Genomic DNA, 23,836 nt, shown 5'->3' with positions numbered 1-23,836 from the left:
GGTCGGCACCCGGGTGCCGGACGAGCACGGCGTCGTACACGGCACGGTCGGGGCCGTCACCCGCGACCGCGGGTCGGGGGGTCCGTCGGAACGGGCTGTTCCGTCCAGATGATCTTCCCGGTCGTCGTGTAGCGGGTGCCCCATCGGCCGGCGAGCTGGGCGACGATCAGCAGGCCCCGTCCGCCTTCGTCGGTGGTCCGGGCATGGCGCAGCCGTGGCGAGGTGCTGCTGGTGTCGGAGACCTCGCAGATCAGGCCGCGGTCTCTGATCAGGCGTAGACAGACCGGCCCGGTCGCATGACGGATGGCGTTCGTGACCAGTTCGCTGACGATGAGCTCCGTGGTGAACGTCAGATCGGGCAGGCCCCACTCCGTCAGCTGCTGGGCGGCGACGGTACGGGCGTGCGCGACGACGGCTGGATCGCTGGGCAGGTTCCAGGAGACGACGCGGTCCTGTGCCAGGACGTGAGTCCGCGCGAGGAGCAGGGCCGCGTCGTCGGACGCCGGACCGGCCAGCAGTTCGTCGATCACCCTGCGGCCGGTCTCCTCCAGTGTCGGCCGGGGCTCAGCGAGGATGTCGCTCAGCCGGGTGAGCCCGACGTCGAGGTCCCGGTCGTAGGACTCGATGAGGCCGTCGGTGTAGAGCGCGATGAGGCTGCCCTCGGCCAGCTCCAGGTCGACGGACTGGAAGGGCAGGTACCCGAGGCCCAGCGGCGGGCCGGCGGGCAGGTCCAGGATCTCGGCGCTGTCGTCGGGACCGACGATCACCGGCGGGAGGTGACCGGCACGGGCCAGTGTGCAGCGCCTGCTGACCGGGTCGTAGACGGCGTACAGGCAGGTGGCTCCCATGAACGCGGTACCCGGGGCCTCGTTCTCGGCCGCCGTCGCGGCTTCGTCGCCGTGTGCCCCCATCAGACCGATGACCAGGTCGTCCAGATGGGCCAGCAGTTCGTCCGGGGAGAGATCGAGGTTGGCGAGCGTGCGTACCGCGGTGCGCAGGCGCCCCATGGTCGCCGCCGCGTTGATGCCGTGCCCGACCACGTCCCCGATGACCAGCGCGACCCGGGCCCCGGAGAGCGGGATCACGTCGAACCAGTCACCGCCCACGCCGCTCGGGGCATCGGCCGGGAGATACCACGAGGCGACGTCCAGAGCGGATCCTCCCGTCAGTTCCTGCGGCAGCAGGAAACGCTGCATGGAACGGGCCGCGGTGCGCTCGCGGGTGAACCGGCGCGCGTTGTCGATGCACACCGCCGCGCGAGAGACGAGTTCCTCGGCGAGGCGGACGTCGTCGTCCTCGAAGGGGCCGAGCCGCCGGGACCGGGCGAACGTCGCCGCGCCCAGGGTGACGCCGCGTGCGCGCACCGGGATCACCATCACCGAGCGGAAGTCGTAGTCGAGGAGGGAGGCGCCCAGCGTCTCGTCCTCGGTGACCCACGGGCTATTGGCGCGGTCCAGGATCCGTTCCACGAGCGTCCTGCTCTCCAGCAGGCAGCGGGTCACGGGGGACGCGGGGGCACGCCGTACCGTTTCCCCCACGGCCAGCGCCGCCTCGGGGCAGCCCTCACGCACCGACTGCTGCCCCGCGCGCCGGATGACGGGCGAGATGCCGACCGGCCCGGGTGCCGGTTCCTCGCCCCGCATGACCGAGTCCAGCAGGTCCACGGCGACGAAGTCGGCGACGGACGGTACGGCGTCGTCGGCGAGTTCCTGCGCGGTCCGCGTCACGTCCAGGGTGCTGCCGATGCGGGCAGCGGCGTTGTTGAGCAGGGCCAGGCGCTCCTGGGCCCGCCAGCGCTCGGTGACGTCGATGACCATGTACCAGACGCCCACGTTCTGACCGTGCCGGTCCTTCATGGCGAAGAAGGAGGCGGAGATCGCCCGGCTGCGGTCGGGGTCGGGGTAGTTGGAGCCTCGGTACTCGTAGTCCATCACCGGAGCGCCGGTCTCCAGGACCTGGCGCATCTTCTCCTCGAAGGCATCGGCCTCCGCCTTCGGCAGCACGTCCGCCATCCGTCGTCCCAGCCGTCGTTCGTGCGGGATGCGGCGGGCCAAGGGCTCGTTCACCCAGACGTACCGCAGATCCGTGTCGAGCACGGCGATGCCGACCGGCGCGTGCGTGAGGAAGGGAGTGAGCATCAGCTGGCTCACCCCGCCGCCCGGCATCCGCCAGAAGGCCCGTTTCGGGGGCCGGCCGACGAATCTGCCGAAGACCAGTGCGGCGACCGTGGCCACCAGGACGCCCGGGACCATCGCGTAGATGCCCGACTGGAAGGGACCGAGCAGCGGATCGATCTTCTTCCACAGCAGCACTGTGGCCGCACCCGAGACGATTCCGGCCATGGCCCCGGCCCAGGTCATGCGTGGCCAGTACAACGAGAGGACGACGACCGGCCCGAAGGCGGCTCCGAAGCCCGCCCAGGCGTAGGCGACGATGCCCAGCAGTCCCCCGCCCCTGAGCGCGATCACGAAGGCCACCAGGGTCACGACGACGACGGCCGCGCGCCCGACCCACACCAGTGCCCTGTCCGGGGCGCGCCGGTTGAGGAAGGCGCGGTAGAAGTCCTCCGTGAGAGCGACGGACGACACCAGCAGCTGGCTGTCCGCGGTGGAGATGATCGCGGCGAGTACGGCGATCAGCATCACCCCGGCGCTCCAGGGATTGAGCAGGGCCCGGCACAGGCTGATGTACACCGACTGCGGGTCGTGCAGCGGCGCTCCGGGCTGCGCGATGCCCACCAGGCCGACGAGCGTGGCGCCCGCGAGCACGACCACGACCCAGCCCGTTTCGATACGGCGGGCCGTGGGGACGGCGGCGGTGCTGCAGATGCCCATGAAGCGGGCCAGGATGTGCGGCTGACCGAAATAGCCGAGGCCCCAGGCGAGCAGCGAGATGATGGCGACGGCGCCGAGCGACCCCTCTGCCGACCAATGTCCGTTCGTGAAGCCGACCCTGGCGCCCATGTCCAGCAGGGTGGGGGTCTTGCTGTTGAGGGTGTTGCGCAGTTCCCCCAAGCCGCCCAGCACGCCGATCCCGACGACCGGGACCACGAGCAGGGCCAGGAACATCAGCGTGGCCTGCATCACGTGCGTCAGGCTCACGGCCAGGAAGCCGCCCAGGCACGAGTAGATGACGATCACCAGGGCGGTCAGGGTCACCCCGAGACCGAACCTGAGACCGAACACGTCTTCGAACAGCAGACCCCCGGCCACGAGCCCGCTGGCCACGTAGACCGTGAAGAACACAAGCGTGACCGCCGCCGAGACCATCCGGAGCATCCGGGTGCGGTCCTCGAAGCGCTCCTCCAGATAGGCCGCCAGGCTTACGGCATTGCCCGCGCGCTCGGTGTAGGTGCGCAGCCTCGGCGCGACGAACAGCCAGTTGAGATAAGTGCCGACCACCAGACCGGCCGCGATCCAGCTGGCGCCGACGCCGGCCGCGTACACCGCTCCGGGAAACGCGAGGAACAGCCAGCCGGACATGTCGCTCGCCCCTGCGGACAGGGCGGCCACGAATGCGCTGAGCCTGCGGCCCCCCAGGGCGAAGTCGGCCAACGTACGAGTGCGGCCGTAGGCCCAGACTCCTGTTCCGATCATCACGGCCACGTACACGAGGAACGTGGCCACGATCGGCGCGCTCAAGTGGAACATGTTGTCCTCGCCTGCGAGGTTCGCGAGCGTGGGTGCGACCGTCGCACAGCTGACAGTCAAGGCGCTGTCAGGTAAATGTACAGATTTCAGTCACCATCGGTCGACAGCAACGCGCACGCCGCTGCCGGGCGCGGCGGCGGGCCACGGGGGGCGCCGCATACCCGCTCCCCTGCGCCTCGGTGGATCCGACCCAGTTCCCGTCCTCCCCAGGTGCCGCGGCCGCCGTTCGACGTCATGCAGTGATGACTATTGATGTACACAGTTTTTCTCGCAATATGTGTTAACAACTGGCCCACTCCTGATAATAATTCCGCGAGCCACGCTGAGCGGCTGCCCCCGGCAGGTGGAGCCGCCGCGGGGGTCCCCTACGCCGTTCCACGAACCACCCGCACGAGAGGTCCCCGTCATGCGGCACGACCAGATACGCCCGCATCCGCACGGCCAGATCGGCCCTCATCGTCGGCGCCGCCGCGACCGCCCTGCTCGCCACCGCCTGTTCCGGGGCCGGAGCCGGATCGTCGTCGGGCGGCGGCAGGAGCATCAACGTCCTGATGGTCGGCAATCCGCAGATGGAGGACATCGCGCAGCTGACGAAGAGCACCTTCACCAACGGCCTTCGCGGCGATGCCGGCGGTCTGCTGCCAGGTCGGGTGCTCAGCCGTGTACCGGCTCTTCGGAGCCGCCAACGGCCCCACCGTCGACTGGGTGTCCGCCTACCCCATGCCGGCTGTCGTGGTCTCGTTGGTCTGGCAGTGGACGCCGTTCATGATGCTGATCCTGCTGGCCGGTCTGCAGGCCCAGCCCGGGGACGTCCTGGAGGCGGCGAAGGTCGACGGCGCGTCGGCCCTGGCGACCTTCCGCCACATCACCCTGCCGCACCTGCGCCAGTACATCGAACTGGGCGTCCTGCTCGGCACGATCTACGTCGTGCAGACCTTCGACGCGGTCTACTCCATCACCGAGGGCGGGCCCGGCTCCCAGACGACCAACCTGCCCTACGGGATCTACCTGACCATGTTCCACAAGTACGAGTACGGCCAGGCGGCCGCCGCCGGTGTGGTCGTCGTCCTCGGCTCGATCCTGATCGCGACCCTCGCGCTGCGCACCATCGCGTCGCTGTTCCGCGAGGAGGTGCCCTGATGACCGCTCACGCGCCGGTCGCCGCGCCCGGCGCGAAGCTGAAGAAGCTCGTCCGCCGCCACGACGACCACAGTGGTACGCCGAAGCTGTCGCCCTTGTGGACCTGCCTCGCCTGGCTCACCACCCTGGCGTTCTTCGCGCCGGTGGCGTGGATGGTGCTCACCTCCTTCCACCAGGAGGCGGACGCTGCGACCAACCCGCCGAGCCTCATCGCCCCGCTCACCCTCCACCAGTACTCCCTGCTGGTCGGCCGGGACATCACCCCCTATCTGCTCAACTCGGCCATGGCCGACGTGACTTCCACGGTGCTGGTGCGCGCCCTGGCCGTGCCGGCGGCCTACGCGCTGTCCATCAAGCCGGTCGAGAAATGGACCGACGTGATGTTCTTCTTCCTGTCCACGAAGTTCCTGCCGACCATCGCGGCCCTGCTGCCGGTCTACCTGATCGTCAAGGACATCGGCATGCTGGACAACGTATGGACGCTGATCGTCCTCTACACCGCCATGAACCTGCCGATCGCGGTGTGGATGATGCGCTCGTTCCTCGCCGAGGTGCCCAAGGAGATCCTGGAGGCCTCGGAGGTCGACGGGGCCAATCTGTTCACCGTGCTGTGGCGGATCGTCGCGCCGGTCGCCATGCCCGGACTCGCCGCCACCTCGCTGATCTGCTTCATCACCAACGAGGGCTTGTTCCTGGCCCGGCTCTGCGCCGCGGCCACCCTGGTGTCACTCCCCGTCCTGATCGCCGGTTTCGCCGCGCAGGACAAGCTCGTGCGCGGCCTGTCCCTGGGAGCCGTCAAGTGAGTGCCGCCGCAACGGCACGGCAGTCGGCTTACCCGGCCGGCGCCATGTCCTCCGACGAACTCCAGCGGCCACGGCATGGCCGTACGATCGCCCGCTTCCAGGCGGGCACCGGCCGCAAGATCCAGATCCGCCCCGGCCTCACCACCGCGTGAACGCCCGACCCGAACGGAACCCCGTCACCATGCCCCGGCACAACCACCAGATCCGTCGCGTCCTCGTCCGTTCCCTCCACGACATCACCATCGAGCAGGTACCCGCCCCCGTACCCGGGGACGACGAACTCCTGGTGCGCACTGCGGTCGTCGGCGTGTGCGGCTCCGACACACACGCTGCGGCCGGTCACCATCCCTTCATCGACCTGCCCTACCGCGCCGGTCATGAGGCGGTGGGCGTCGTCGCCCAGGCGGGGCAGGGGGCCGGGGGCTTCACGCCCGGTGACCGGGTGGTCATCGAGCCCAACCTCTGCTGCGGCCGGTGCCCCCAGTGCCGCTCGGGCCGCTACAACATCTGCCAGGAGCTGAAGGTCTTCGGCTGCCAGACGCCCGGCGCCATGACCGACCAGTTCACCATCCCGGCCGACCGCGTGCACCGCGTCCCCGACGGCATGACCGACATCGAGGCCGCGCTCATCGAACCCCTGGCCACCCCGGTGCACGCCGTGGCGAAGGCCGGTGACCTCACCGGCCGCACGGTCGCCGTGCTCGGCGCCGGCCCCATCGGCCTGCTCACCCTCCTCGCCGCCCGGCACGCCGGCGCCGCCCGGATCGCCGTCACCGACCTCCTCGACGGCAAGCGGGCGAGGGCGCTGCGCCTCGGCGCCGACGCGGCCCTGCCCGCCGACTCCCCCGACCTCGTCGGACAGGTCCACGCGGCGCTCGGCGGCCCGGTCGACGTCGTCTTCGACTGCGTCTCCCGCGCGCGGTCCATGGCCCAGGCCACCGACCTGGTGACCAAGGGCGGCCAGATCGTCGTGGTGGGCGTGGGCACCCCCGGCACGACCCCGGTCCGGCTGGACCTGATCCAGGACCGGGAGATCCGCGTCGAAGGCACCCTGATGTACACCGGCGAGGACTACCGCACCGCGATGTCCCTGATCGCCTCGGGCGCCGTGGACACCACCGAGCTCGTCACCGCCACCTATCCGCTGGCGGATGCCGCCAAGGCCTTCGCCGCGTCCGCCGACCCTGAGCAGGTCAAGGTGCTGGTCACGGTGGAGGGTCCGTAACAGGCCGCCACCTGCCCGTGTGGGAAACTGCGAGACCGGAAGCGAACGGGAAGGAGGGACGCTGTGACCGCCCGTACGCGACTGTCACAGGCGGCTGTCGAGGAGCGGCGCCAGGCCGTGCTGCAGTACGTCGCCGAGCACGGCGAGACCCGGATCGACGACCTTGCCGGGCACTTCGGCGTCAGCCTGATGACGATGCACCGGGACCTGGACGACCTGGCCGGGCGGCATCTGCTGCACAAGGAGCGGGGCCGGGCCGTCGCCTTCCCCGCCCTCACCATGGAGACGGCCACCCGCTTCCGGGAGAACAGCGCCCTGGCGGCCAAGATCGCGCTGTGCGCGGCCGTCGCCGGCCGGATCCGACCGGGCAGCACCCTGCTCATGGACGACTCGACCACTCTCTTCCCGCTGGCTCCCGCACTGGCCCGGCTGGACCAGCTCCACGTCGTCACCAACTCGGTCGGCCTCGCCCAGCGTCTCGAGCCCGCCCCCGGCGTGAAGGTCACCCTCCTGGGTGGCGACTACCGCAGCGACTTCAACTCCTGCACCGGGCCCGCCGTCACCCGTACCCTGTCCGCGATCCGGGCCGACCTGGCTCTGATGTCGGCCACCGCCGTCCTCGAAGGCCGCCTCTTCCACCCGTTGAGCGACTACGTCGAGGTGAAGCTGGCCATGCTCGCCTCCGCCGACCAGGCGCTGCTTCTGGCGGACCACTCGAAGTTCGGCAAGACCGCCACATACGCGTACGGCACCGTGGCCGACTATCACGCCGTCATCACCGACACCGGCACCCCCGAGGCGGAACTCGCGGCCATACGCGGCCTCGGAGTCCCCGTCGAGACGATCGAACCCGAAGAACCCTCCCCGTGATACACACCCTGTTCGAGACACCCAGCCTCTACCGCCCGAGCGAGGCCGAGACGGCCGCGCCCGTCCCCACGGTTCAGGGTGCGCTGTTCGACTTCAGCAACACCTCTTCCAGATGATCGATCTGGAGACATGGCTGCGCCGGATCGGCGCCGCCTCCGGTCGTCTTGCCATGCTGGACGAGCCGAGTGCGGTGGCCGAGATCGCCGGCCAGTTGCGCGCCGCCTTCCGGCTGCCGTACGTCGTCGCCCTCCAGGAAGGCCGGGACCTGTCCTCGGAACTGCACCGCCGGGCCATGTGGGGATGGTGGGAGCGGGTGGAGTTCCTGCGCGGCGTGGAGGAGGCGGCCTACCGCGAACTCACCGCACCGGACGCCTGGGTCCCCTATCCCGACACCGGACCGGTCCTGCATGCCCTGCGCGCACGCGGGCTGCCCATCGCCATCGTCAGCGACTTCGCCGGGGACCTGCGCACCCACCTCGCCCACCACGGCCTGGACGCCCTGATCGACAGCTGCGTCATCTCCTACGAGCAGGGCCGCGAAAAGCCCGACCCGCAGCTCTTCCTCAAGGCCTGCGCCGACCTCGGCACCGCTCCCCGCGCCACCCTCATGGTCGGCGACAACCCGGGCCGCGACGGCGGCGCGACCGCCTGCGGCCTGCGCACCCTCATCCTGCCGGCGGAGCACCGCACCGCAGAGCGCGGCCTGACCGACGTCCTGCGGCTCGTGAACCGACACGGCTGACGCCGTACGCGCCGAGCGCCTCGGGAACCGGCTGGAAGAACGCCGGCGTTGTCCGAAACGCGCGCCAGGCGGGCGCGTCCCCGGGCTCGAGGAGGTTCCCTGGACCGTTCGGGGTCCTGTGACACCCGTGCCACTCACTCGATGTGCGAGCCACCGCCATGCACTCTTCACTGAGAGGAACAGATCGTTCCGAGGGCACGGGAGCCGCGCTATGAATGGGCACGGGAAAGGGGGCGCGGCGGTCGCAGCGCTGGCCGTGGTGACGGTCGCGGTCGCGGTGACCGGGTGCTCCAACCACTCCGGGAACCCGTCCGGCGGCGCCGGCAAGGCGGCTTCGGCAGCCTCCTCCGCCGCCGCCTCCCTTGCCTCCCGGGGAGCCGACGCGCTGGCCTCGGCCTCGGCGGAGGCCAGGCACAAGCTCGAAGAGGCCAAGGGCGGGGTGAACGCCAAGAACGAGGTGACACTCGGTGCTGTCACTATCGGCAGCGACGGCCGCGCCACGGCCAAGGTGACCGCCAAGAACACAGCCGGCTCGGCCAAGTCCTTCGCCGTCCAGGTCAACTTCACCGACAAGAGCGGCAATCTGCTGGACGTCGTCGTGGTGACGCTCAAGGACGTGGCGGCCGGTGCCTCGGGCGAGGGCACGGCCCGCAGCAACCGCAAGCTGAACGGCGAAGTGCACACGGTCGTTGGCACGGCACTGCGTTACTGAGCATGGGCTGCAGTCCTCGTCCTCGGCGTTGAACACCGATGTGAGCACCCCATCGGATGTGCCTGGCGCAGCCCGGGCGCCGGAGGTCAGTCGCCGCCGCTCAGCCGGCGTCGCATCCAGGGAATCGCGCCCCCGGCCATCAGCACGTCCACCTGGCGCGGCGACAGGTCGTGGCGGGCGGTGAAGGAGTCGCCGTCGCATTCCACGGTGACCTCGGCGGAGCCGTCGCGCAGCGACTCGTACAGGCCTGACAGGTGCAGTACGGAGTCCTGGTGGACGCGGTCGTGGTCGGCGGGGTCGGCGAAGGTCAGGGGCAGGACGCCGTAGTTGACGAGGTTGGCGCGGTGGATGCGGGCGATGGACTGGGCCAGGAGCAGGCGCAGGCCGAGGTGGCGGGCGGCCAGGGCGGCCTGTTCGCGGCTGGAGCCCTGGCCGTAGTTGCGGCCGCCAACCACCGCGTGGGGGCCGGTGTCGCGGGCCCGGTCGGGATAGGTGTCGTCCAGGGGGCGGAACGTGTGCGCGCTCATGCCGTCGAGGCTGCTCCACAGGGACAGGGCCTCGGCGCCGGCGGGCATGATCTCGTCGATGGAGACGTCGTCGCCGGCCGTGATGAGGACGGGCAGGTCCAGGTCGTCCTCGATGGGCTCGAAGTCCGGCAGCGGAGTGTGGGCGGGGGCCCTTGACGAGGGCGACCGGCTCGCCGTCCGGCGGACTGTGCAGCAGGCCGTCGTAGACGGCGGGGGCGGCGGGCTCGGTGATCCGGGGGCAGGGCATGTCGAGGGTGCGCGGGTCGGTGATCACACCGGTGAGGGCGGAGGCGGCGGCCGTCTCGGGGCTGCACAGGTACACCTGGTCCTCGCCGCCGCCGGAGCGGCCGGGGAAGTTGCGCGGCACGGTGCGCAGGCTGCGGCGGCCGGTCGCGGGGGCCTGGCCCATGCCGATGCAGCCGTTGCAGCCGGGCGGATGGAGGCGGGCCCCGGCCTCCACCAGGGCGGTCAGGCTGCCGTCACCGATGAGCTGGGCCAGTGCCTGCCGGGAGGCCGGGTTGATGTCGAGGGATACGCCGTCGGCGACCTGCCGGCCCTTGACGATGTCAGCGGCCACGGCGAGGTCGCGGTAGCCGGGATTGGCGGAGGAGCCGAGGTAGCACTGGTGGATCTCCGCGCCTGCCGCCTCGGCGACCGGGACGACGTTGCCGGGGCTGGTGGGCAGGGCGATCAGGGGCTCCAGCGCCGACAGGTCGAGCTCGTCCGCGATGTCGTACGACGCCCCCTCCTCGGCCGCGAGCGGTCGCCAGTCCTGCTCGCGGCCCTGCGCGGCCAGATAGCGGCGGGTCTGCTCGTCGGAGGGGAAGACCGTGGTGACGGCGCCCAGTTCGGTCCCCATGTTGGCGATGACGTGCCGGTCCATCGGCGTCAACTCGGCGAGGCCGGGGCCGTGGTACTCCACGATGCGGCCGGCGCCGCCGTCGACGCCGTAGCGGCGCAGCAGTTCCAGGACGACGTCCTTGGCGCTGCCCCAGTCGGGGAGGGTGCCGGTCAGGCGGATACCCCAGATCTCCGGCATGGCGATCGCGTACGGCTGTCCGGCCAGCGCCATCGAGATCTCCAGGCCACCCGCGCCGACCGCGAGCATGCCCAGCGCACCGGCCGCCGGCGTGTGCGAGTCGGTGCCGAGCAGGGACAGGCCCGGGCGGCCGAAGCGCTGCTGGTGGACGGCGTGGCTGATGCCGTTGCCGGCCAGGGAGTACCACATGCCGAAGCGGCGGGCCGCGCTCTCCAGGAGCAGCCGGTCGTCGGCGTTGCGGCTGTCGCCCTCCAGCATGAGGTGGTCGACATAGGCGACGGCGCTCCCGGCCCGCACGTCGTCCAGGCCCATGGCCTCCAACTGCAGTGGGCACAAAGGGCCGTTGGCGTCGTGCAGGAGGATCTGGTCGATGGACAGGGCGATCTCGGTGCCGGGCCGCAGCTCGCCGTCCTCGAGGTGGGCGGCGATCAGCTTCCGGGCGAGGTTGTCAGCCATGGTCGTAGCGCTTTCCCAGGTCGAGTGCGTCCGGCAGGCCCACGGTCGCGAAGAAGTCGTCCAGGGCGGGCAGATGCCGTACGGCGTCGACGGGAGTGCCCGCACCGGCGAGCTCGGCGAGTACGTCCCGCACGGCGGCGGTGGCGGCGAGGAGGGTGGAGAGGGGGCAGATCACCAGGCGGTGGCCGAGCTCGGTGAGGCGGGCCAGGCCGGTGGGCGGGGTCTTGCCGCCCTCGGCCCAGTTGAACAGCAGCGGGGTGTCCGGGAAGGCCGCCGCGGCCGCCTCGATCTCGGTGTCGCTGGTCAGCGCCTCGATGAACAGCATGTCGGCGCCGGCGTCGCGGTAACGGCGGCCGCGTTCCACGGCGGCGTCGAAGCCCTCGACCGCGCGGGCGTCGGTGCGCGCGATGATCAGGAAGTCGGGGTCGTCGCGCGCCTGGACGGCGGCCTCGATCTTGCCGGCCATGGTGCCCGCCGGGATGACCTCCTTGCCCTCCATATGACCGCAGCGCTTGGGGGCGGGCTGGTCCTCCAGGTGGATCGCGGCGACGCCCGCGGCCTCGTACTCGCGGACGGTGCGGATGACATTGATCGCGTTGCCGTAGCCGTTGTCGGCGTCGGCGATCACCGGGACGCCGACGGCCGAGACGATGCGACGGGCGGCGTCCGTCATCTCGCTCATGGTGAGCAGGCCGATGTCGGGGCGGCCCAGCAGGGAGGCGGTGGCCCCGAACCCGGTCATGTAGACGGCGGGAAAGCCCGCCCGCTCGACGAGGAGCGCGCTCATCGCGTCGTCTGCCCCCGGCGCGACCACCGGCCGCGGCCCGCGCAGCAACTGCCGCAGCCGCCGCGGCCCGGACCGGTCCGTGTCCAGCAGCCCGGCCATGCCCGCTCCTCCTCGCAGCCGACTCGTCGCAGCCGACTGCCCGTGCCGACTCCTTGATGCCGATCGAGCGGCCGCGTACCCATGGAGAACGATCCTGCACACATCGGCTCCGCGAGAGGCCGCCCCGGTCCGAGCGGAGTGCGGCGCTCGGCCTCTCGGGAACCCGTGCACCACCGGGGTCCGCCGCTCTGCCTGTCCTCGGCCGGAGAGGACAACCCGCCGGAAACAGGGAAGGTAGCGAACATGGCTCCTGTCTCGTCCCACCGGATCGCCCTGATCACCGGCGGCAACCGTGGCCTCGGCCGCGAGACCGCCTCCCGGCTCGCCGCCCTGGGCATGCATGTGCTGGTCGGCAGCCGCAGCGCCGAAGCCGGTGAAGCCACGGCCCGGCAGCTCACGGGCCGAGGGCTGTCGGCCCTGGGGGTGCAGCTGGACGTGACCGACCCGGAGAATGTCCGCTCGGTGGCCGCCGACATCGGCAGGACGTACGGGCGCCTGGACGTGCTGGTCAACAACGCCGGAGTGATCGTGGAGGCGTCCGCCACCCGGTTGACCGCCGCCGAGATCCGCTCCGTCTGTGAGGTCAACCTGCTCGGAGCGGCGACCATGGTGCACGAGATGCTGCCGCTCCTGCGCGACTCCGCGCACCCGCGGATCGTCAACGTCTCCAGCACCACGGCATCGCTGTCGCTCACCGCGGCGGGCACGGACTTCGGCGGCGACGCCGCCCACCGCATCGCCTACTCGGTCTCCAAGGCAGCCCCGAACATGCTCACACTCCAGTACGCGCGCGCGTTCGCAGCGGATCCGGAGCTCGCGCACATCAAGATCAACGCGGTGGCACCCGGCTATGTCGCGACCGACATGAACCGGGGACAGGGCACCCGGACCGTCGGCGAAGGCGCCGCGGTCGTCGTCGAGTTCGCGAACCTCGACGGCGACGGTCCCACCGGCGAGTTCCACAATGACCGCGGCCCGGTGCCGTGGTGACGCCGACGCCGTGCGGCTCACACCCCCTCCTCGTGGCGAGCATGGCAGAGGTGGCGGTCGGGTACTCGGCCGCCGTCACGGGCACAGGCCGGTGCCCGTCCCGGAAGCCAGGCGGAGGTGGTCCCATGGCTCAGAAAGTGCGGGAGATCATGACGTCGGAGCCGGTGACGGTGCCCGAGCGGACACCGCTCACCGAGGTGGCACGGCTCATGCGGGAGCGGGACGTCGGCGACATCATCGTCGGGGACGCCGACCATGTCCGCGGCCTGGTGACCGACCGCGACCTGGTGATCCGAGCCATCGCCGAGCACCGCGATCCCGACGCCACCACCGTCGGGGACGTGTGCAGCACCGACCTGATCACCTGCTCGTCCCAGGATGCGGTGGACGAAGCGGTGCGGCTGATGCGCGAGCACGCCCTGCGGCGGCTGCCGGTCGTCGACGACGGCCACCTCGTCGGCGCCCTCAGCCTCGGCGACCTGGCCATCGAGAAGGAGCCACGCTCGGCCCTGGCCGACATCAGCGCCGCGCAACCGAATCGCTGAGGCAGCCGCCCCGCTCACGGCGGATGTTCCCATTCCCCCGCCATGATCGAACCCATCAGCTACGGCTGGTGACCCCCTGCGGCACCGGAGGCGTACTCACCCTGGCCTGTGACCGGATCGCCGGACAGCCCGACGGGAACGGCCTCGCCCACGTCCTCGTGGCGGACCGTACTCGGGGATGCTCACAGTCTGGCGCCGAAGTCCTGTGTCCACCACGGGCCGCCCGCGCCCTTGTGCACACCCACACCGATGTCCTTGAACGAGCAGTTGAGGATGTTCGCCCGGTGACCGGGACTGTTCATCCACGAATCCATGACAGCTGCGGCGGTCTGCTGGCCTTGGGCGATGTTCTCGCCGTAGGTGGACCAGCGATAGCCGGCGGCCGTGATGCGCTGTCCGGGGTCTGCGCCGTCCGGGTTGGTGTGGTCGAAGAAGTGGCGAGCGGCCATGTCGTCGGAGTGGCCCTGGGCCGCTTTCTGCAGTTGCGGGTCCTCGGTGAGGGGGCCGCAACCGACGCCTGCCCGCTGCTTGTTCACCAGTGCAACCACCTGGCCCACGGTGTCGGTCGGGTCCGGGGAAGACGGCGCTGTGCTCGCCGGGGCCGCAGCCGGCGGGGCGGTCTGCCGGCCGGTGGGTGCGCTCTTCCTGCCGCGGTTCCCTGCCTTCGCGGCCCGCGGCTTCTTCGGCTTCGACGGTGACGGGGACGGGGAGGGCGACGGCGACACACCGCTTGCACTGGGCGTGGCGTGGTCCAGGACGGGGGCGGCCGCTCTTCGCTCCAGGCTCGCGTTCTCCGAGCCGGTTCCGGAATCCGTACCGAGGTACCACAGACCACCTCCGGCGACACAGGCCGCAACGACGGCCCCGCCGACGGCCCGGCGCCGCATGCGCCGACGCCGACGGGACTGGCTGCGCGAGCCGGTGCCGCCCCGTATGCCGTCTCGCGCGGTGCCCGTGCCCGGTCCGGTGTGTCCGTTGCCCACGCCCAGCGGTGTGGCAGACCCCGCCGGGACAGCACTCCCGGCGGAGGCTGAGATCCTGGCCGGCAGCGCGGGTGAGGCCGCGACCAGCGCCAGTCCGGCCAGCAGTCCTTCCGCGGGCATCAGACCGCTCCACAGTCCGCTGCAGCGGCTGCAGCCGCGCGCGTGCCGGGCTATTCGTTTACGCCACAGGGCCGAGGGCCTGCCGTCCCAGGAAGCCAGCACGATGCGGAGTTCCTCGCACCGTGGCCGTGCGTCGAGTGCTCGTACGACCACGCGGGCCGCCTCGAGCTGCGCCTTCATCCGCTGTACCCGGACCGCTGTGTGCTGGGGCGACAGGTCGAGAGCCGCGGCCACCTCGGCCCGGGTGAGTTCGCCGGCACACTCCAGCCACCACAGTGACAGCAGTCCCCGGTCGTCGGGCTCCAGCCAGCGCGTCGCCTGCGCTGTCTCCTGGCGCTGTCCGGAGAGCTGGAGCTGGACCACCGTCAGATCGACGAAGTCAGCACCCGGGTCGGCCAGATCCTCGGCTTCCTCCATCGTGCCCGGGGCGGATTGCCGGGTGTGCCAGTGCGCCCGGACCTGGTTCATCGCGATCGCGACCAGCCAGGAGCGAAAGCGCTCAGGAGTACGCAGTTCGCCCAGCCCGTCCAGGGCGCGCAACATGGTCTCCTGCACCACGTCGTCGACGTCCACCGAGCCGTTCAGGGCCCGGCCCACAATGTTGTAGACCAGCGGGAGGTAGGCGTTGACCAGCGCGTCCTGAGCTTGCGTGTCGCCCTCGCGGGCGGCCGTGACCAGTATCGCTGTCTCCACCGCGTCGTGCGTGCTCATACCCATGCTTCCCGTCATCGAGGCCGAACGATTGTGTCCGATGCCTGGGAGATCACTCGACGCGCCCCGGATAACAGTTCTTCGGGAGTGAGTTTCGGTCGGTGCGCCTGAAGGCGACCGCAGGGCTGGGAGAACAACGGGGTCGGCTCCGGCCTGCGGTGGCGACTGCAGGTTTCCGGCGGGGATCACACGCACGCCCTGAGCACGGAGCACCTCCGGCGCAGGGCGCGCGTCGGCAGGGAGATCGCTCCTTCAGCCGCGCGCCACGCTCGTCCAGAAGTCCCGCATCAGCGGCGTGGGGGTGGGGTTCGTCATCGCCACCTGGGTGAGGAGGATCGCCACCGTTGCGGTGGACGGAATGACGTGGGCCGTCGTCCCCGTGCCGCCCACCCAGCCGTAACGGCCGGGGACGTTCCACGGGTCGGCCTGGGTGACGTCGACCTGGCCGCCGTAGCCCCAGCCCTGGCCCTCCAGGAAGAGGGTGGCGACCGCACGCTGTTCGGCCGTGAGGTGGTTGGTGGTCATGCGGCTGACCGAGGTGGCGGTGAGGAGGCGGTGGCCGTTGCCCTCGCCTCCGTTCAGGAGCATGCGGGCGAAGGCCAGCCAGTCGTCGGCCGTGGAGACGAGGCCCCCGCCGCCCGAGTGGAAGCGCGGCAGGCGGCTCCACTGACCGTCGGGGGTGTCCGTCAGTTCCAGGGTTCCGTCGGGGGTCGGGCCGTAGGAGGAGGTGAAGCGGTGGCGCTTCGACTCGGGGACCTCGAAGGCCGTGTCCTTCATGCCCAGCGGCTCGAAGACCCGTTCCGCGAGGAAGTCGGGCAGCGTGCGGCCCGACGCCCGGGCGACGAGGATTCCCTGGAGGTCGGAGGAGGTGCCGTACAGCCAGGCGTCTCCCGGCTGGTGCAGCATCGGTACCTGCGCGAGGAGGCCCACCCAGGTGTCCGGGTCCGGCCAGTCCTGCAGGGCGCGGCCGTCCTTCTGCACGGTGAACAGGGACTGCACCGCGGGGAGGGAGAAGTCGGCGGGGAAGCCCCAGCCGGTGCGGGAGCTGAGCAGGTCCTCGACCGTGATCGGGCGGTCCGCCGGGACGACGTCCGCGACCGGGGCGTCGGGGGTGCGCACCACGCTCGGCTTGGCCAGTTCCGGCAGCCACTCCTCGACGGGAGTGTCCAGGGCGAGTCGCCCCTCGTCCACCAGCATCAGGACTGCCGCCGCTGCGATGGGCTTGGTGATGGACGCGATACGGAAGATCGTGTCCCTGGCCATCGGGGCGGTGCCGCCGGTGTCCACCGAGCCGGCGGTCACCACCTCGACGTCGTCGCCACGGGCGATCAGGCCGACGGCGCCGGGCACCCTCCCGTCGTCGACGTACCGGTGCAGGGTGTCGTACAGCGCGTTCATCGGTGGCCTTCCGGTAGGGGTTGTCCAGCGTGTACGACTCCCGGGACGGCGGAAAGTCATCGGCTGCGCCTGCGTGCGTCCACCCGAGCAGCTCAGGTGCCGTCGGTCTCTGCCGAGGCAGTCCTGTCGCCGGGTGCCGATGCGAAGTCGAAGTCGACGAACAGCGGCATTCTGTGCAGCGCTGGGGGTTCTCCCGGCAGGCCGAGCCGCTGCCAGGCCAGCCGAGCCGACACCTTCAGCACCCGTCGCGCCCGCACTATGAGCAGGACGGCGAGGGGCAGCTCGACCAGTACGGCCGTGCCGGCACTCGCCCACACATCCGCTCTACCCCAGTCCAAGGAGACGTCGAACCAGGCATCGCAGATCAGGAGTGTGGCCGCCACGTACGACAGCGGGACCATCGCCTGCCGTCTCAGCCACACCGCCGCTCCCGCGCCGGCCAACGACACCAGCAGCATCACGTCGAAGCCCACCCACACCATGGGCCAGTACCGAGCCTCAAAGCGATCCGGCAGCGACACCGCCAGGTACACGGTCCACGGCACGAGCACGAGCACGCACAGACCGAGCTGCCGTAGCACCCGCCGGTAGCGGCGGTGCAGTGCGGCACCGTCCGGTACGAAGGCGCCGGCCTTCATACCGGCGGGGACCGTGGGGTCTCTCTGCTCGCTCATCCTCGCCCGTTCCTTCCGGCAGCTGATGGCCCGGCGAACCGCCGTTGTGCCGTTTTGGGTGCACCGCCCTCAATGGTTGCACCTCACAGGGGAAAGCATGTACATGCCAGGCACCTGCCGGCGTGCGTCCGATCCCCGGCCCCACGTGAGGTGGCCGGGGCGCGCTCATGGTGGCAATGCCGGGAGGGCCCTATCCCCACCGTGCTGCGGGAGCCGGCCGTGACCGATGAATTCGGCGGCCGGTCGGGGTCCACACCTGAACACCGCAAGCCGCGCACCCGACAGTGAGGGAAGGGACCATGAGCATCAACGCACTACCGCCCGTCGTCGACGCCGAAACCTGGCAACGAGAGCTGGATGCCCTGCGCGTCCGGGAGAAGGACGCGACCCGAGAACTGGACGCGATCGCCGCCCAGCGTCGCCGCCTGCCCATGGTCCGCATGCCGGAGTACACCCTTGAGGGCGAGAAGGGACCGGTCCGGCTGGTGGATGTCTTCGAAGGCAGGAGGCAGCTGATCGTCTACAACCACATGTGGTTCCCCGGCAAGCAGTGGCAGTGCCCGGGCTGCACCGGCTTCACGTCGCAGTTCACCCGCCTGGAGTTCCTGGACGCCTATGACGCCCGGTTCGTCATCGTCACCCAGGGGCCGATCGACGAAGCACTCGCCTACCGGCAGCGAGTCGGAAACCGGATGCCCTGGTACTCCACGGCGAACAGCCCGTTCGGCAGCGACGTCGGCGCACCGCCCGGCGGGGGATTCGCGGTCAACGTGTTCCTGCGTGACGGCGACACCGTCTACCGGACCTGGCACACCAACGGTCGTGGCGTCGAGCAGCTCAGTCACACCTTCGCGCTGATCGACGTGTTGCCATACGGGCGACAGGAGGAATGGCAGGACTCGCCCGACGGCTGGCCACAAGATCCGACCTACAGCCGGTGGAGCTCCTCCGAAGACATCGCGGTTCTCTATGGCCCGGGACAGCACACCTAGGACTGCCGTCCGGCCATGGGCCGATCCCGGCGATTGCCGGGCCGTGCGGGAATCGCGAGGTCGATGGGCGCGGTCTTCTCCGGGTGATCGCGCTTCCGTGCCGCTGCGGGCAGTCGGGGCGAGGACGGCGTCCAGGGCCACGACCATGCGTACGGTGGCCTTCGTCTCGTGCCTCGCTCACCCGTTCGGCGGAGGGAAACTCCGGGAAGGAAGCCGGCGGGCACGGCGTCGGCACAGGTACCGACGGGAGGCGCTCGGCGGGGAATCACCGGGCGGTTCGGCCGGTGAACGAAAGGAAGGCCGCCCGGACAGTGGGCGAGCAGCGCCCGGTGTCCGGCTCCGGCAGGGTGCGACCGGTGCCCGTGTTGTCGGACAATGGTCAGTGCTGGGGCCCCGGCCCGATTCCGGCAGGCCGGGGCTCCATGTCATGCAGCGGGCTCGGGACTACCTTCCGCCTTCCTCTCCGTTGCGGCCCCAGCCCCAGCCGTCGTGGCCGACCACGCGGAAGCTGCCGACCACGCCGTCCTTGACGTGGATGTCGTCGGTACGGTGGACGCGGACGCCGTCGCTCTGGCTGTGGGGGCCCACGATGGCGACGGGGGCGCCGTTGTCGCAGACCGCCCCGCGGAAGACCTCGACCACCTTGTGGCTGTCGTTGCGGATGTTCAGGGTCTTCGCGCCCAGGCCGCTGATCACGGTGATGCAGTCGCCGGGGCGTGCGGAGTAGGATCGCTCGTTGATCTGGATCCGACCCCAATCCCAGCCTCCGCGGCCGCCCTCGCGGCCCTCGCGGCCCTCGTTGCCCTTGCCCTGCCCAGCCTCGCCGCCGAGAGGCGCCGCGGCGGCAGCGGCCGGAGCCGACTCCGGCGCCGGGGCGGAGGCCGCCGACGCGTAGGTGATGCCGGTGGCGGCCAGAGCAGCGGCGGCCGCGACACCAGCGGTGACCACGGTGGAACGGGGGACCTTCATATCGCTTCTCCTGTCTGCTGTCTCAGAGATACCGGCCCGTCAGCCGGCCGTGATCAAAAAGTACCTATAACAGTCATACCGGTCATATCGAATGACCGGTTCCAGGCGCCGATCGGGGTATTTCTGGCGCCACGCGCCACCTCTCCCCGGGCGTTAAGCGGTGTCAAGTCGCTGGAGCGAAAAGCGGGTTGATGTGGCATTAGCCCTTTTGGTTGATCTCCTGATGCCTGCTCACCTCTCAGGACACGGCGTGTCGCTGCATCAGGAAGGGTCGGGCCGTGTTAGCGCCCGGATGCGACAGGGTCGATCACAGCAAGTCAAAGCACCTGCAGGACTCGCGCCGATGCAGTTGACGCAACCAATCGGTTGCCATATGGTGGCAACCAGATGGTTGCTATATACGTGGAGGCAGACATGGCATTCCCCGATCGAATCGAGCGGACCGTCGAGATCGCGCACCCGCCGGCCAAGGTGTGGGCGGCACTCACCACGGCCGAGGGACTGAGCGCCTGGTTCGGCAACGAGGCCGGGATCGATCTGCGCCCGGGCGGCGCGGCCTGGATGAAATGGGAGGGTGGCCACTCCGCCGACATGCGGGTGGAACGGGTGGAGGAGCCGACGGTGTTCGGTTTCACCTGGCGCATGGCCGAACTGCCCGAGGACGATCCGCGCCGCACCTACGTCGAGTTCACGCTCGAACCGGTCGGCACCGGCACCCGGCTGACGGTGGTCGAGACCGGCTTCGCCCAGCTCCCGGACGAGACCTACCGCAAGGAGTACGACGGCCACACCGAGGGTTGGGCGCGCGAACTGGGCGAACTGGTCGACTACCTCGATGCCGCAGCCTGACATCGAGGCGATCGCCGAACAGGTCTTCGCCGCTCTGGCCGACCCGAGCCGGCGTGCCATCCTGGCCGCGCTGGCCTCGGGGGGGCCGGCCACGGCCACGGACCTGGCCGGCCGGTTGCCGATCACTCGGCAGGCGATCGCCAAACACCTGGCCCTGCTGGCGGAAGCCGGTCTGGTGAGGGCCGAACCGGGTGAGCGGCGCCGGGTGCGATACCGGCTGCGGTCCGCGCCGATGCAGGTGGCGCAGCAGTTCCTGGCCGCGCTGGCTCGCGACTGGGACAGCCCGCTCGGTGCACTGAAAGATCACCTCGATGAGCAGGCGCGCGGATCCTCGTGACGGGGATCGCCGCCTGACACACCGGAGGGAGAACCGACGGTGAAGCTGGAAATCCGGCGCCCGGCCGCGCCTTCCATGGTGCTGGGGGTGACGCTCGGGCTCGCCGCGGTGTGCTGGGTGGCGGCGGTCCGGCGGATGCAGGGCATGGACATGGGCGTCGCGTCCAGGCCCGGGTCGTTCGGGTCCTTTGCCGCGACCTGGATGACGATGGTGGCGGCGATGATGCTGCCCGGCGCGGCCCCGGCTCTCGCGAGGCATGTCCGCGTGGTCGGCGGACTGCGCGGCGCCCCGCTGTTCGCCGGGGCCTACCTCACCATCTGGGCACTGGCAGGTGTCGTGGCGTACACGCTGGACCGTCCGCACGGCCCGGCGGCCGCCGGCGCAGTGGTGATCACTGCGGGCGTCTACGAGCTCACGCCGGTCAAGCGGTACTTCCGGCGACGCTGCCACGAGGTTCCCGGTTCCGGGCTGAGGTTCGGACTCTACTGCGCCGGCTCGAGCATCGGGCTGATGGCGATGATGGTCGCGCTGGGCGTGATGAGCGTGTGGTGGATGTCGCTGGTCGCCGTCCTCGCCTCCGCCCAGAAGCTGCTGCCCGCGAAGACCGCCATCGATGTTCCGCCGGCGCTGACGATCGTCGGGCTCGGACTCGTGAGCGTGGTCGCGCCCTCGCTGGTTCCGGGGCTCACGCCACCGACGACGTAGCGACAGGAGACAGGACAGGCGGGACAACGCACGACAGCACAGGAAGCGATTCCAAGGAGACAGGCAATGACCGGTCACAAGACGGGGACACGCGAGGAATGGCTCGCCGCGAGGCTGGAGCTGCTCGAGGCGGAGAAGGAGCTGACCCGACGCGGTGACGAACTGGCCCGGCGACGGCAGGAGCTGCCCTGGGTCCGGGTGGACAAGGACTACCGCTTCGAGACCGACGAGGGACCGGCGTCGCTCGCCGACCTGTTCCGGGGACGTTCCCAACTGCTCGTCTACCACTTCATGTTCGGGCCCGACTACACCGCCGGATGCCCCTCCTGCTCGGCGATCGCCGACGGCTTCAACGGCTCCGTGGTCCATCTCGCCCACCACGACGTCATGTTCTGGGCGATCTCGCGAGCCCCGCTCGCCAAGCTCCACGCGTACCGGCAGCGGATGGGCTGGACCTTCCCGTGGGCGTCCTCCCACGGCAGTGACTTCAACGTCGACTTCGGGGTGGCGCACACCAAGGAGGAGTGGGAAGCGGGACTCGTCGCGTACAACTTCGGGGAGGAGGACCTGCGCCCGGCGACCGACGCCGAGAAGAGCTCCCGCGACGCCTTCACCCAGTCGATCGTCGGCACGGACTGGGAGACCTACCGGCGGGAAGGCCCCGGCGTGAGCGCGTTCGCGCTGCAGGACGGCGCCGTCCACCACACCTACTCGGCGTACGCCCGCGGGCTCGACGGCCTGTGGGGCATGTACCAGTGGCTCGACCGCGCGCCCCTCGGCCGCAACGAGACCGGCTTCTGGTGGCGCCGCCACGACGAGTACGACAACCAGTGAGCGAGCACCGGAGGAGCATGAGGGCGGCCTGCACCGGCGTCCGGCGCTACGGCGACTCGGTCAGGCCGCTGCGGTGGGCGAAGACGACGAGTTGAGCACGGTCACGGGCGCCGACCTTGGCCATGGCGCGGTTGACGTGGGTCTTGACCGTTGCGGGGCTGAGCACGAGCCGGGCGGCGATCTCGTCGTTGGACAGCCCGGTCGCCACCAGCCCGGTGATCTGCCGTTCGCGGTCGGTGAGCGCCTCCAGCCCGCGGCGGGCCGCCCCGTCCAGGGGACCCGGCACCGCCGGGGTGGCGAGGAAGCGGCTGATGAGGGTTCTGGTCGCGGCGGGAGACAGCAGTGCGTCGCCGCGGCTGACTGTGCGGATGGCCTGCAGCAGCTCCTCCGCGTCGGCGCCCCTGGCCAGGAAGCCGCTGGGACCGGACCGAAGCGCCTCGAAGACGTACTCGTCGATCTCGAAGGTGGTCAGGATCAGCACCTTCACCCCGGCGAGGTCCTCGTCCCCGGTGATCAGGCGGGTCACCGCGAGGCCGTCCAGGACGGGCATACGGATGTCCATCAGGACCAGGTCGGCCTGGGCGGCTTGGGCCAGCCGTACCGCCTCCCGCCCTTCACCGGCCTCGCCCACCACCTCCAGGTCGGGCGCCGGCTCGATCAGGGCCTTGAAACCGGTGCGCTCCACGGGCTGGTCGTCGGCGATGGCTACGCGGATGGTCACGGGGCGGGCTCCGGGGCGAGACCGAGGGGCTGGCAGGGCAGGCCGGCCGTCACCTGGAAGGTACCGTCCGGGCGCGGGCCCGCGGCGAAACGGCCGCCGAGGGCGCGGACCCTCTCGCGCATGCCGACGATGCCGTGCCGGTCGGCCGGCGGGCGCCCGCTGTCGGGTCCGTGCGTGTCGGTCCCGGTCCTGCCACCCGAGAGGTTGGCGACGGTGATGCGCAGTTCGTCGGGGTCGTAGCTCAGTGTCAGGCGTGCCTGCCGCCGGCTGGAGTGCTTGTAAACGTTGGTCAGCGACTCCTGGATCACGCGGTACGCGGTGAGGTCGGCCGCGGGCGCCAGCGGAACGGCACCGCCGTGGACCCGGCAGTCGATGTCCAGGCCGCAAGCGCGCAGCGAGGCGAGCAGTTCGTCGAGTCCGTCGAGGCCGGGCGCGGGGATCGCGGTGGGGGCGACGGGGTCTCCGGGCTGCCTGAGCAGGCTGACGGTGTCGCGCAGTTCCCCAAGGGCCTTGCGGCTGGCGGACTTCACATGGGCGATGGCCTCCCGGGCCCCCGCGACATCGCGGTCATACGGCCCCTCGTTCCTGAGTGGCCGTCTGCTATTTCGCCAACGATTGTTGGTCTTATTCGCGCCATGGGTCAAGTGGCCGTCGCTCGCCCGGGTGAAGCCCCCACGGTGGTGGCGTCAGGAGCGGCGACAGACCGGCGAGTCCGGTGGGGCCGGGGCTGCAGGGCGCGTACGGGGCCATTGGCGCGCTCGGCGACGCCTTCCGCCTCGGCACCTGTCGCTACCTGCTGGACGGGGGCGGGCCGGCCGAGTCGCAGTCGGCCGGCCCGGCGCGTACGCGACCACCGGCGACCGCTTCGTCGCCGAACTCACCCACCGGTTCGGCCCGTTGGCCACCCTGCACCGGCGCGCCGACGTACGGGCGGCGCTCCTGACCGTCGCCCCGCACC

The 23,836-nt window shown here is 70.7% G+C and carries 22 protein-coding genes and 2 pseudogenes; 14 read left to right on the top strand and 10 right to left on the bottom strand.

The window, feature by feature from the left end:
• Window positions 1-56: 56 nt before the first annotated feature.
• Window positions 57-3,650 (bottom strand): sodium/proline symporter PutP, encoded by a 3,594-nt coding sequence (gene putP / locus ABT288_RS04860; protein WP_351602812.1) that lies wholly within the window; start codon window positions 3,648-3,650, stop codon window positions 57-59.
• A 660-nt stretch (window positions 3,651-4,310) separates the two neighbouring features.
• On the opposite strand from putP, the pseudogene ABT288_RS04855 reads away from it, so the two are divergent.
• The 7 genes and pseudogenes from ABT288_RS04855 to ABT288_RS04825 all read left to right on the top strand — a co-directional run.
• Window positions 4,311-4,790: pseudogene (locus ABT288_RS04855) on the top strand (carbohydrate ABC transporter permease); the annotation flags it as partial.
• Complete coding sequence (locus tag ABT288_RS04850; RefSeq protein WP_351602810.1) at window positions 4,790-5,593, top strand: carbohydrate ABC transporter permease; 804 nt, start codon at window positions 4,790-4,792, stop codon at window positions 5,591-5,593. The pseudogene ABT288_RS04855 and the gene ABT288_RS04850, both read left to right, overlap by 1 nt.
• Window positions 5,590-5,745, top strand: coding sequence for a hypothetical protein (locus tag ABT288_RS04845; protein ID WP_351602808.1), 156 nt, complete (start codon window positions 5,590-5,592; stop codon window positions 5,743-5,745). The genes ABT288_RS04850 and ABT288_RS04845 overlap by 4 nt, the downstream gene beginning before the upstream one ends.
• A gap of 29 nt (window positions 5,746-5,774) precedes the next feature.
• Window positions 5,775-6,818, top strand: a complete 1,044-nt coding sequence (locus tag ABT288_RS04840; protein WP_351602806.1) for a zinc-dependent alcohol dehydrogenase — start codon at window positions 5,775-5,777, stop codon at window positions 6,816-6,818.
• Window positions 6,819-6,881: 63 nt separating this feature from the next.
• Entirely contained in the window at window positions 6,882-7,688 is an 807-nt protein-coding gene (locus ABT288_RS04835) for a DeoR/GlpR family DNA-binding transcription regulator (protein ID WP_351602804.1), read from the top strand.
• 112 nt (window positions 7,689-7,800) lie between these two features.
• Entirely contained in the window at window positions 7,801-8,430 is a 630-nt protein-coding gene (locus tag ABT288_RS04830) for an HAD family hydrolase (protein WP_351602802.1), read from the top strand.
• 211 nt (window positions 8,431-8,641) lie between these two features.
• Window positions 8,642-9,142: a hypothetical protein gene (locus tag ABT288_RS04825; RefSeq protein ID WP_351602800.1), complete on the top strand. Its 501-nt coding sequence runs from the start codon at window positions 8,642-8,644 to the stop codon at window positions 9,140-9,142.
• Window positions 9,143-9,228: 86 nt separating this feature from the next.
• On the opposite strand, the gene ABT288_RS04820 is transcribed toward ABT288_RS04825, so the two are convergent.
• From ABT288_RS04820 to ABT288_RS04810, 3 genes and pseudogenes are all read right to left on the bottom strand, one after another.
• On the bottom strand, window positions 9,229-9,717 hold the full coding sequence (locus ABT288_RS04820; protein WP_351602798.1) for a hypothetical protein: 489 nt from the start codon (window positions 9,715-9,717) through the stop codon (window positions 9,229-9,231).
• A 286-nt stretch (window positions 9,718-10,003) separates the two neighbouring features.
• A pseudogene (locus tag ABT288_RS04815) lies at window positions 10,004-11,164 on the bottom strand (aconitase family protein); the annotation flags it as partial.
• The gene (locus tag ABT288_RS04810; RefSeq protein WP_351602796.1) at window positions 11,157-12,050 is read right to left on the bottom strand and encodes an isocitrate lyase/PEP mutase family protein; all 894 of its coding nucleotides are present in this window, start codon (window positions 12,048-12,050) and stop codon (window positions 11,157-11,159) included. The gene ABT288_RS04810 and the pseudogene ABT288_RS04815, both read right to left, overlap by 8 nt.
• 243 nt (window positions 12,051-12,293) lie before the next feature.
• On the opposite strand from ABT288_RS04810, the gene ABT288_RS04805 reads away from it, so the two are divergent.
• Both ABT288_RS04805 and ABT288_RS04800 read left to right on the top strand, forming a co-directional pair.
• The gene (locus ABT288_RS04805; protein WP_351602794.1) at window positions 12,294-13,040 is read left to right on the top strand and encodes an SDR family NAD(P)-dependent oxidoreductase; all 747 of its coding nucleotides are present in this window, start codon (window positions 12,294-12,296) and stop codon (window positions 13,038-13,040) included.
• 125 nt (window positions 13,041-13,165) lie between these two features.
• Window positions 13,166-13,585 carry a CBS domain-containing protein gene (locus ABT288_RS04800; RefSeq protein WP_351602792.1) on the top strand — a complete coding sequence of 140 codons (420 nt, stop codon included), beginning with the start codon at window positions 13,166-13,168 and terminating at the stop codon, window positions 13,583-13,585.
• A gap of 182 nt (window positions 13,586-13,767) precedes the next feature.
• On the opposite strand, the gene ABT288_RS04795 is transcribed toward ABT288_RS04800, so the two are convergent.
• The 3 genes from ABT288_RS04795 to ABT288_RS04785 all read right to left on the bottom strand — a co-directional run bounded on the left by ABT288_RS04795 (window position 13,768) and on the right by ABT288_RS04785 (window position 17,471).
• Window positions 13,768-15,399 (bottom strand): sigma-70 family RNA polymerase sigma factor, encoded by a 1,632-nt coding sequence (locus ABT288_RS04795; RefSeq protein ID WP_351602790.1) that lies wholly within the window; start codon window positions 15,397-15,399, stop codon window positions 13,768-13,770.
• A 252-nt stretch (window positions 15,400-15,651) separates the two neighbouring features.
• A complete protein-coding gene (locus ABT288_RS04790) occupies window positions 15,652-16,797 on the bottom strand; it encodes a serine hydrolase domain-containing protein (RefSeq protein ID WP_351602788.1) in 1,146 nt (381 codons plus the stop codon).
• A gap of 92 nt (window positions 16,798-16,889) precedes the next feature.
• On the bottom strand, window positions 16,890-17,471 hold the full coding sequence (locus tag ABT288_RS04785; protein WP_351602786.1) for a hypothetical protein: 582 nt from the start codon (window positions 17,469-17,471) through the stop codon (window positions 16,890-16,892).
• Window positions 17,472-17,770: 299 nt separating this feature from the next.
• On the opposite strand from ABT288_RS04785, the gene ABT288_RS04780 reads away from it, so the two are divergent.
• The gene (locus ABT288_RS04780) at window positions 17,771-18,463 is read left to right on the top strand and encodes a DUF899 domain-containing protein (protein WP_351602784.1); all 693 of its coding nucleotides are present in this window, start codon (window positions 17,771-17,773) and stop codon (window positions 18,461-18,463) included.
• Between the two features lie 444 nt (window positions 18,464-18,907).
• Here ABT288_RS04780 and ABT288_RS04775 read toward each other — a convergent pair whose 3' ends face one another.
• A complete protein-coding gene (locus tag ABT288_RS04775; protein ID WP_351602782.1) occupies window positions 18,908-19,432 on the bottom strand; it encodes a hypothetical protein in 525 nt (174 codons plus the stop codon).
• Between the two features lie 414 nt (window positions 19,433-19,846).
• Here ABT288_RS04775 and ABT288_RS04770 point away from each other — a divergent pair, with 414 nt between their 5' ends.
• The 4 genes from ABT288_RS04770 to ABT288_RS04755 all read left to right on the top strand — a co-directional run bounded on the left by ABT288_RS04770 (window position 19,847) and on the right by ABT288_RS04755 (window position 22,157).
• Window positions 19,847-20,281, top strand: coding sequence for an SRPBCC domain-containing protein (locus ABT288_RS04770; RefSeq protein WP_351602780.1), 435 nt, complete (start codon window positions 19,847-19,849; stop codon window positions 20,279-20,281).
• Window positions 20,268-20,618 (top strand): ArsR/SmtB family transcription factor, encoded by a 351-nt coding sequence (locus tag ABT288_RS04765; protein ID WP_351602778.1) that lies wholly within the window; start codon window positions 20,268-20,270, stop codon window positions 20,616-20,618. Before ABT288_RS04770 ends, ABT288_RS04765 begins: the two co-directional genes overlap by 14 nt.
• Window positions 20,619-20,657: 39 nt before the next feature.
• The gene (locus tag ABT288_RS04760) at window positions 20,658-21,323 is read left to right on the top strand and encodes a copper chaperone (RefSeq protein ID WP_351602776.1); all 666 of its coding nucleotides are present in this window, start codon (window positions 20,658-20,660) and stop codon (window positions 21,321-21,323) included.
• 66 nt (window positions 21,324-21,389) lie between these two features.
• Window positions 21,390-22,157, top strand: coding sequence for a DUF899 domain-containing protein (locus ABT288_RS04755; protein WP_351602774.1), 768 nt, complete (start codon window positions 21,390-21,392; stop codon window positions 22,155-22,157).
• A gap of 46 nt (window positions 22,158-22,203) precedes the next feature.
• Here the strand turns inward: ABT288_RS04755 and ABT288_RS04750 are convergent, their stop codons facing one another.
• Together ABT288_RS04750 and ABT288_RS04745 are read right to left on the bottom strand one after the other, a co-directional pair.
• Window positions 22,204-22,878, bottom strand: coding sequence for a response regulator (locus ABT288_RS04750; RefSeq protein ID WP_351602772.1), 675 nt, complete (start codon window positions 22,876-22,878; stop codon window positions 22,204-22,206).
• The gene (locus ABT288_RS04745; protein WP_351602770.1) at window positions 22,875-23,408 is read right to left on the bottom strand and encodes a sensor histidine kinase; all 534 of its coding nucleotides are present in this window, start codon (window positions 23,406-23,408) and stop codon (window positions 22,875-22,877) included. Before ABT288_RS04745 ends, ABT288_RS04750 begins: the two co-directional genes overlap by 4 nt.
• Between the last annotated feature and the right edge of the window lie 428 nt (window positions 23,409-23,836).

Origin of the sequence: Streptomyces sp. NPDC001093 (assembly GCF_040298985.1) — a bacterium.
Taxonomy (GTDB): domain Bacteria; phylum Actinomycetota; class Actinomycetes; order Streptomycetales; family Streptomycetaceae; genus Streptomyces.
Note: the sequence above shows the minus strand (reverse complement) of the source record. Positions and strands in the feature narration are given on the sequence as shown.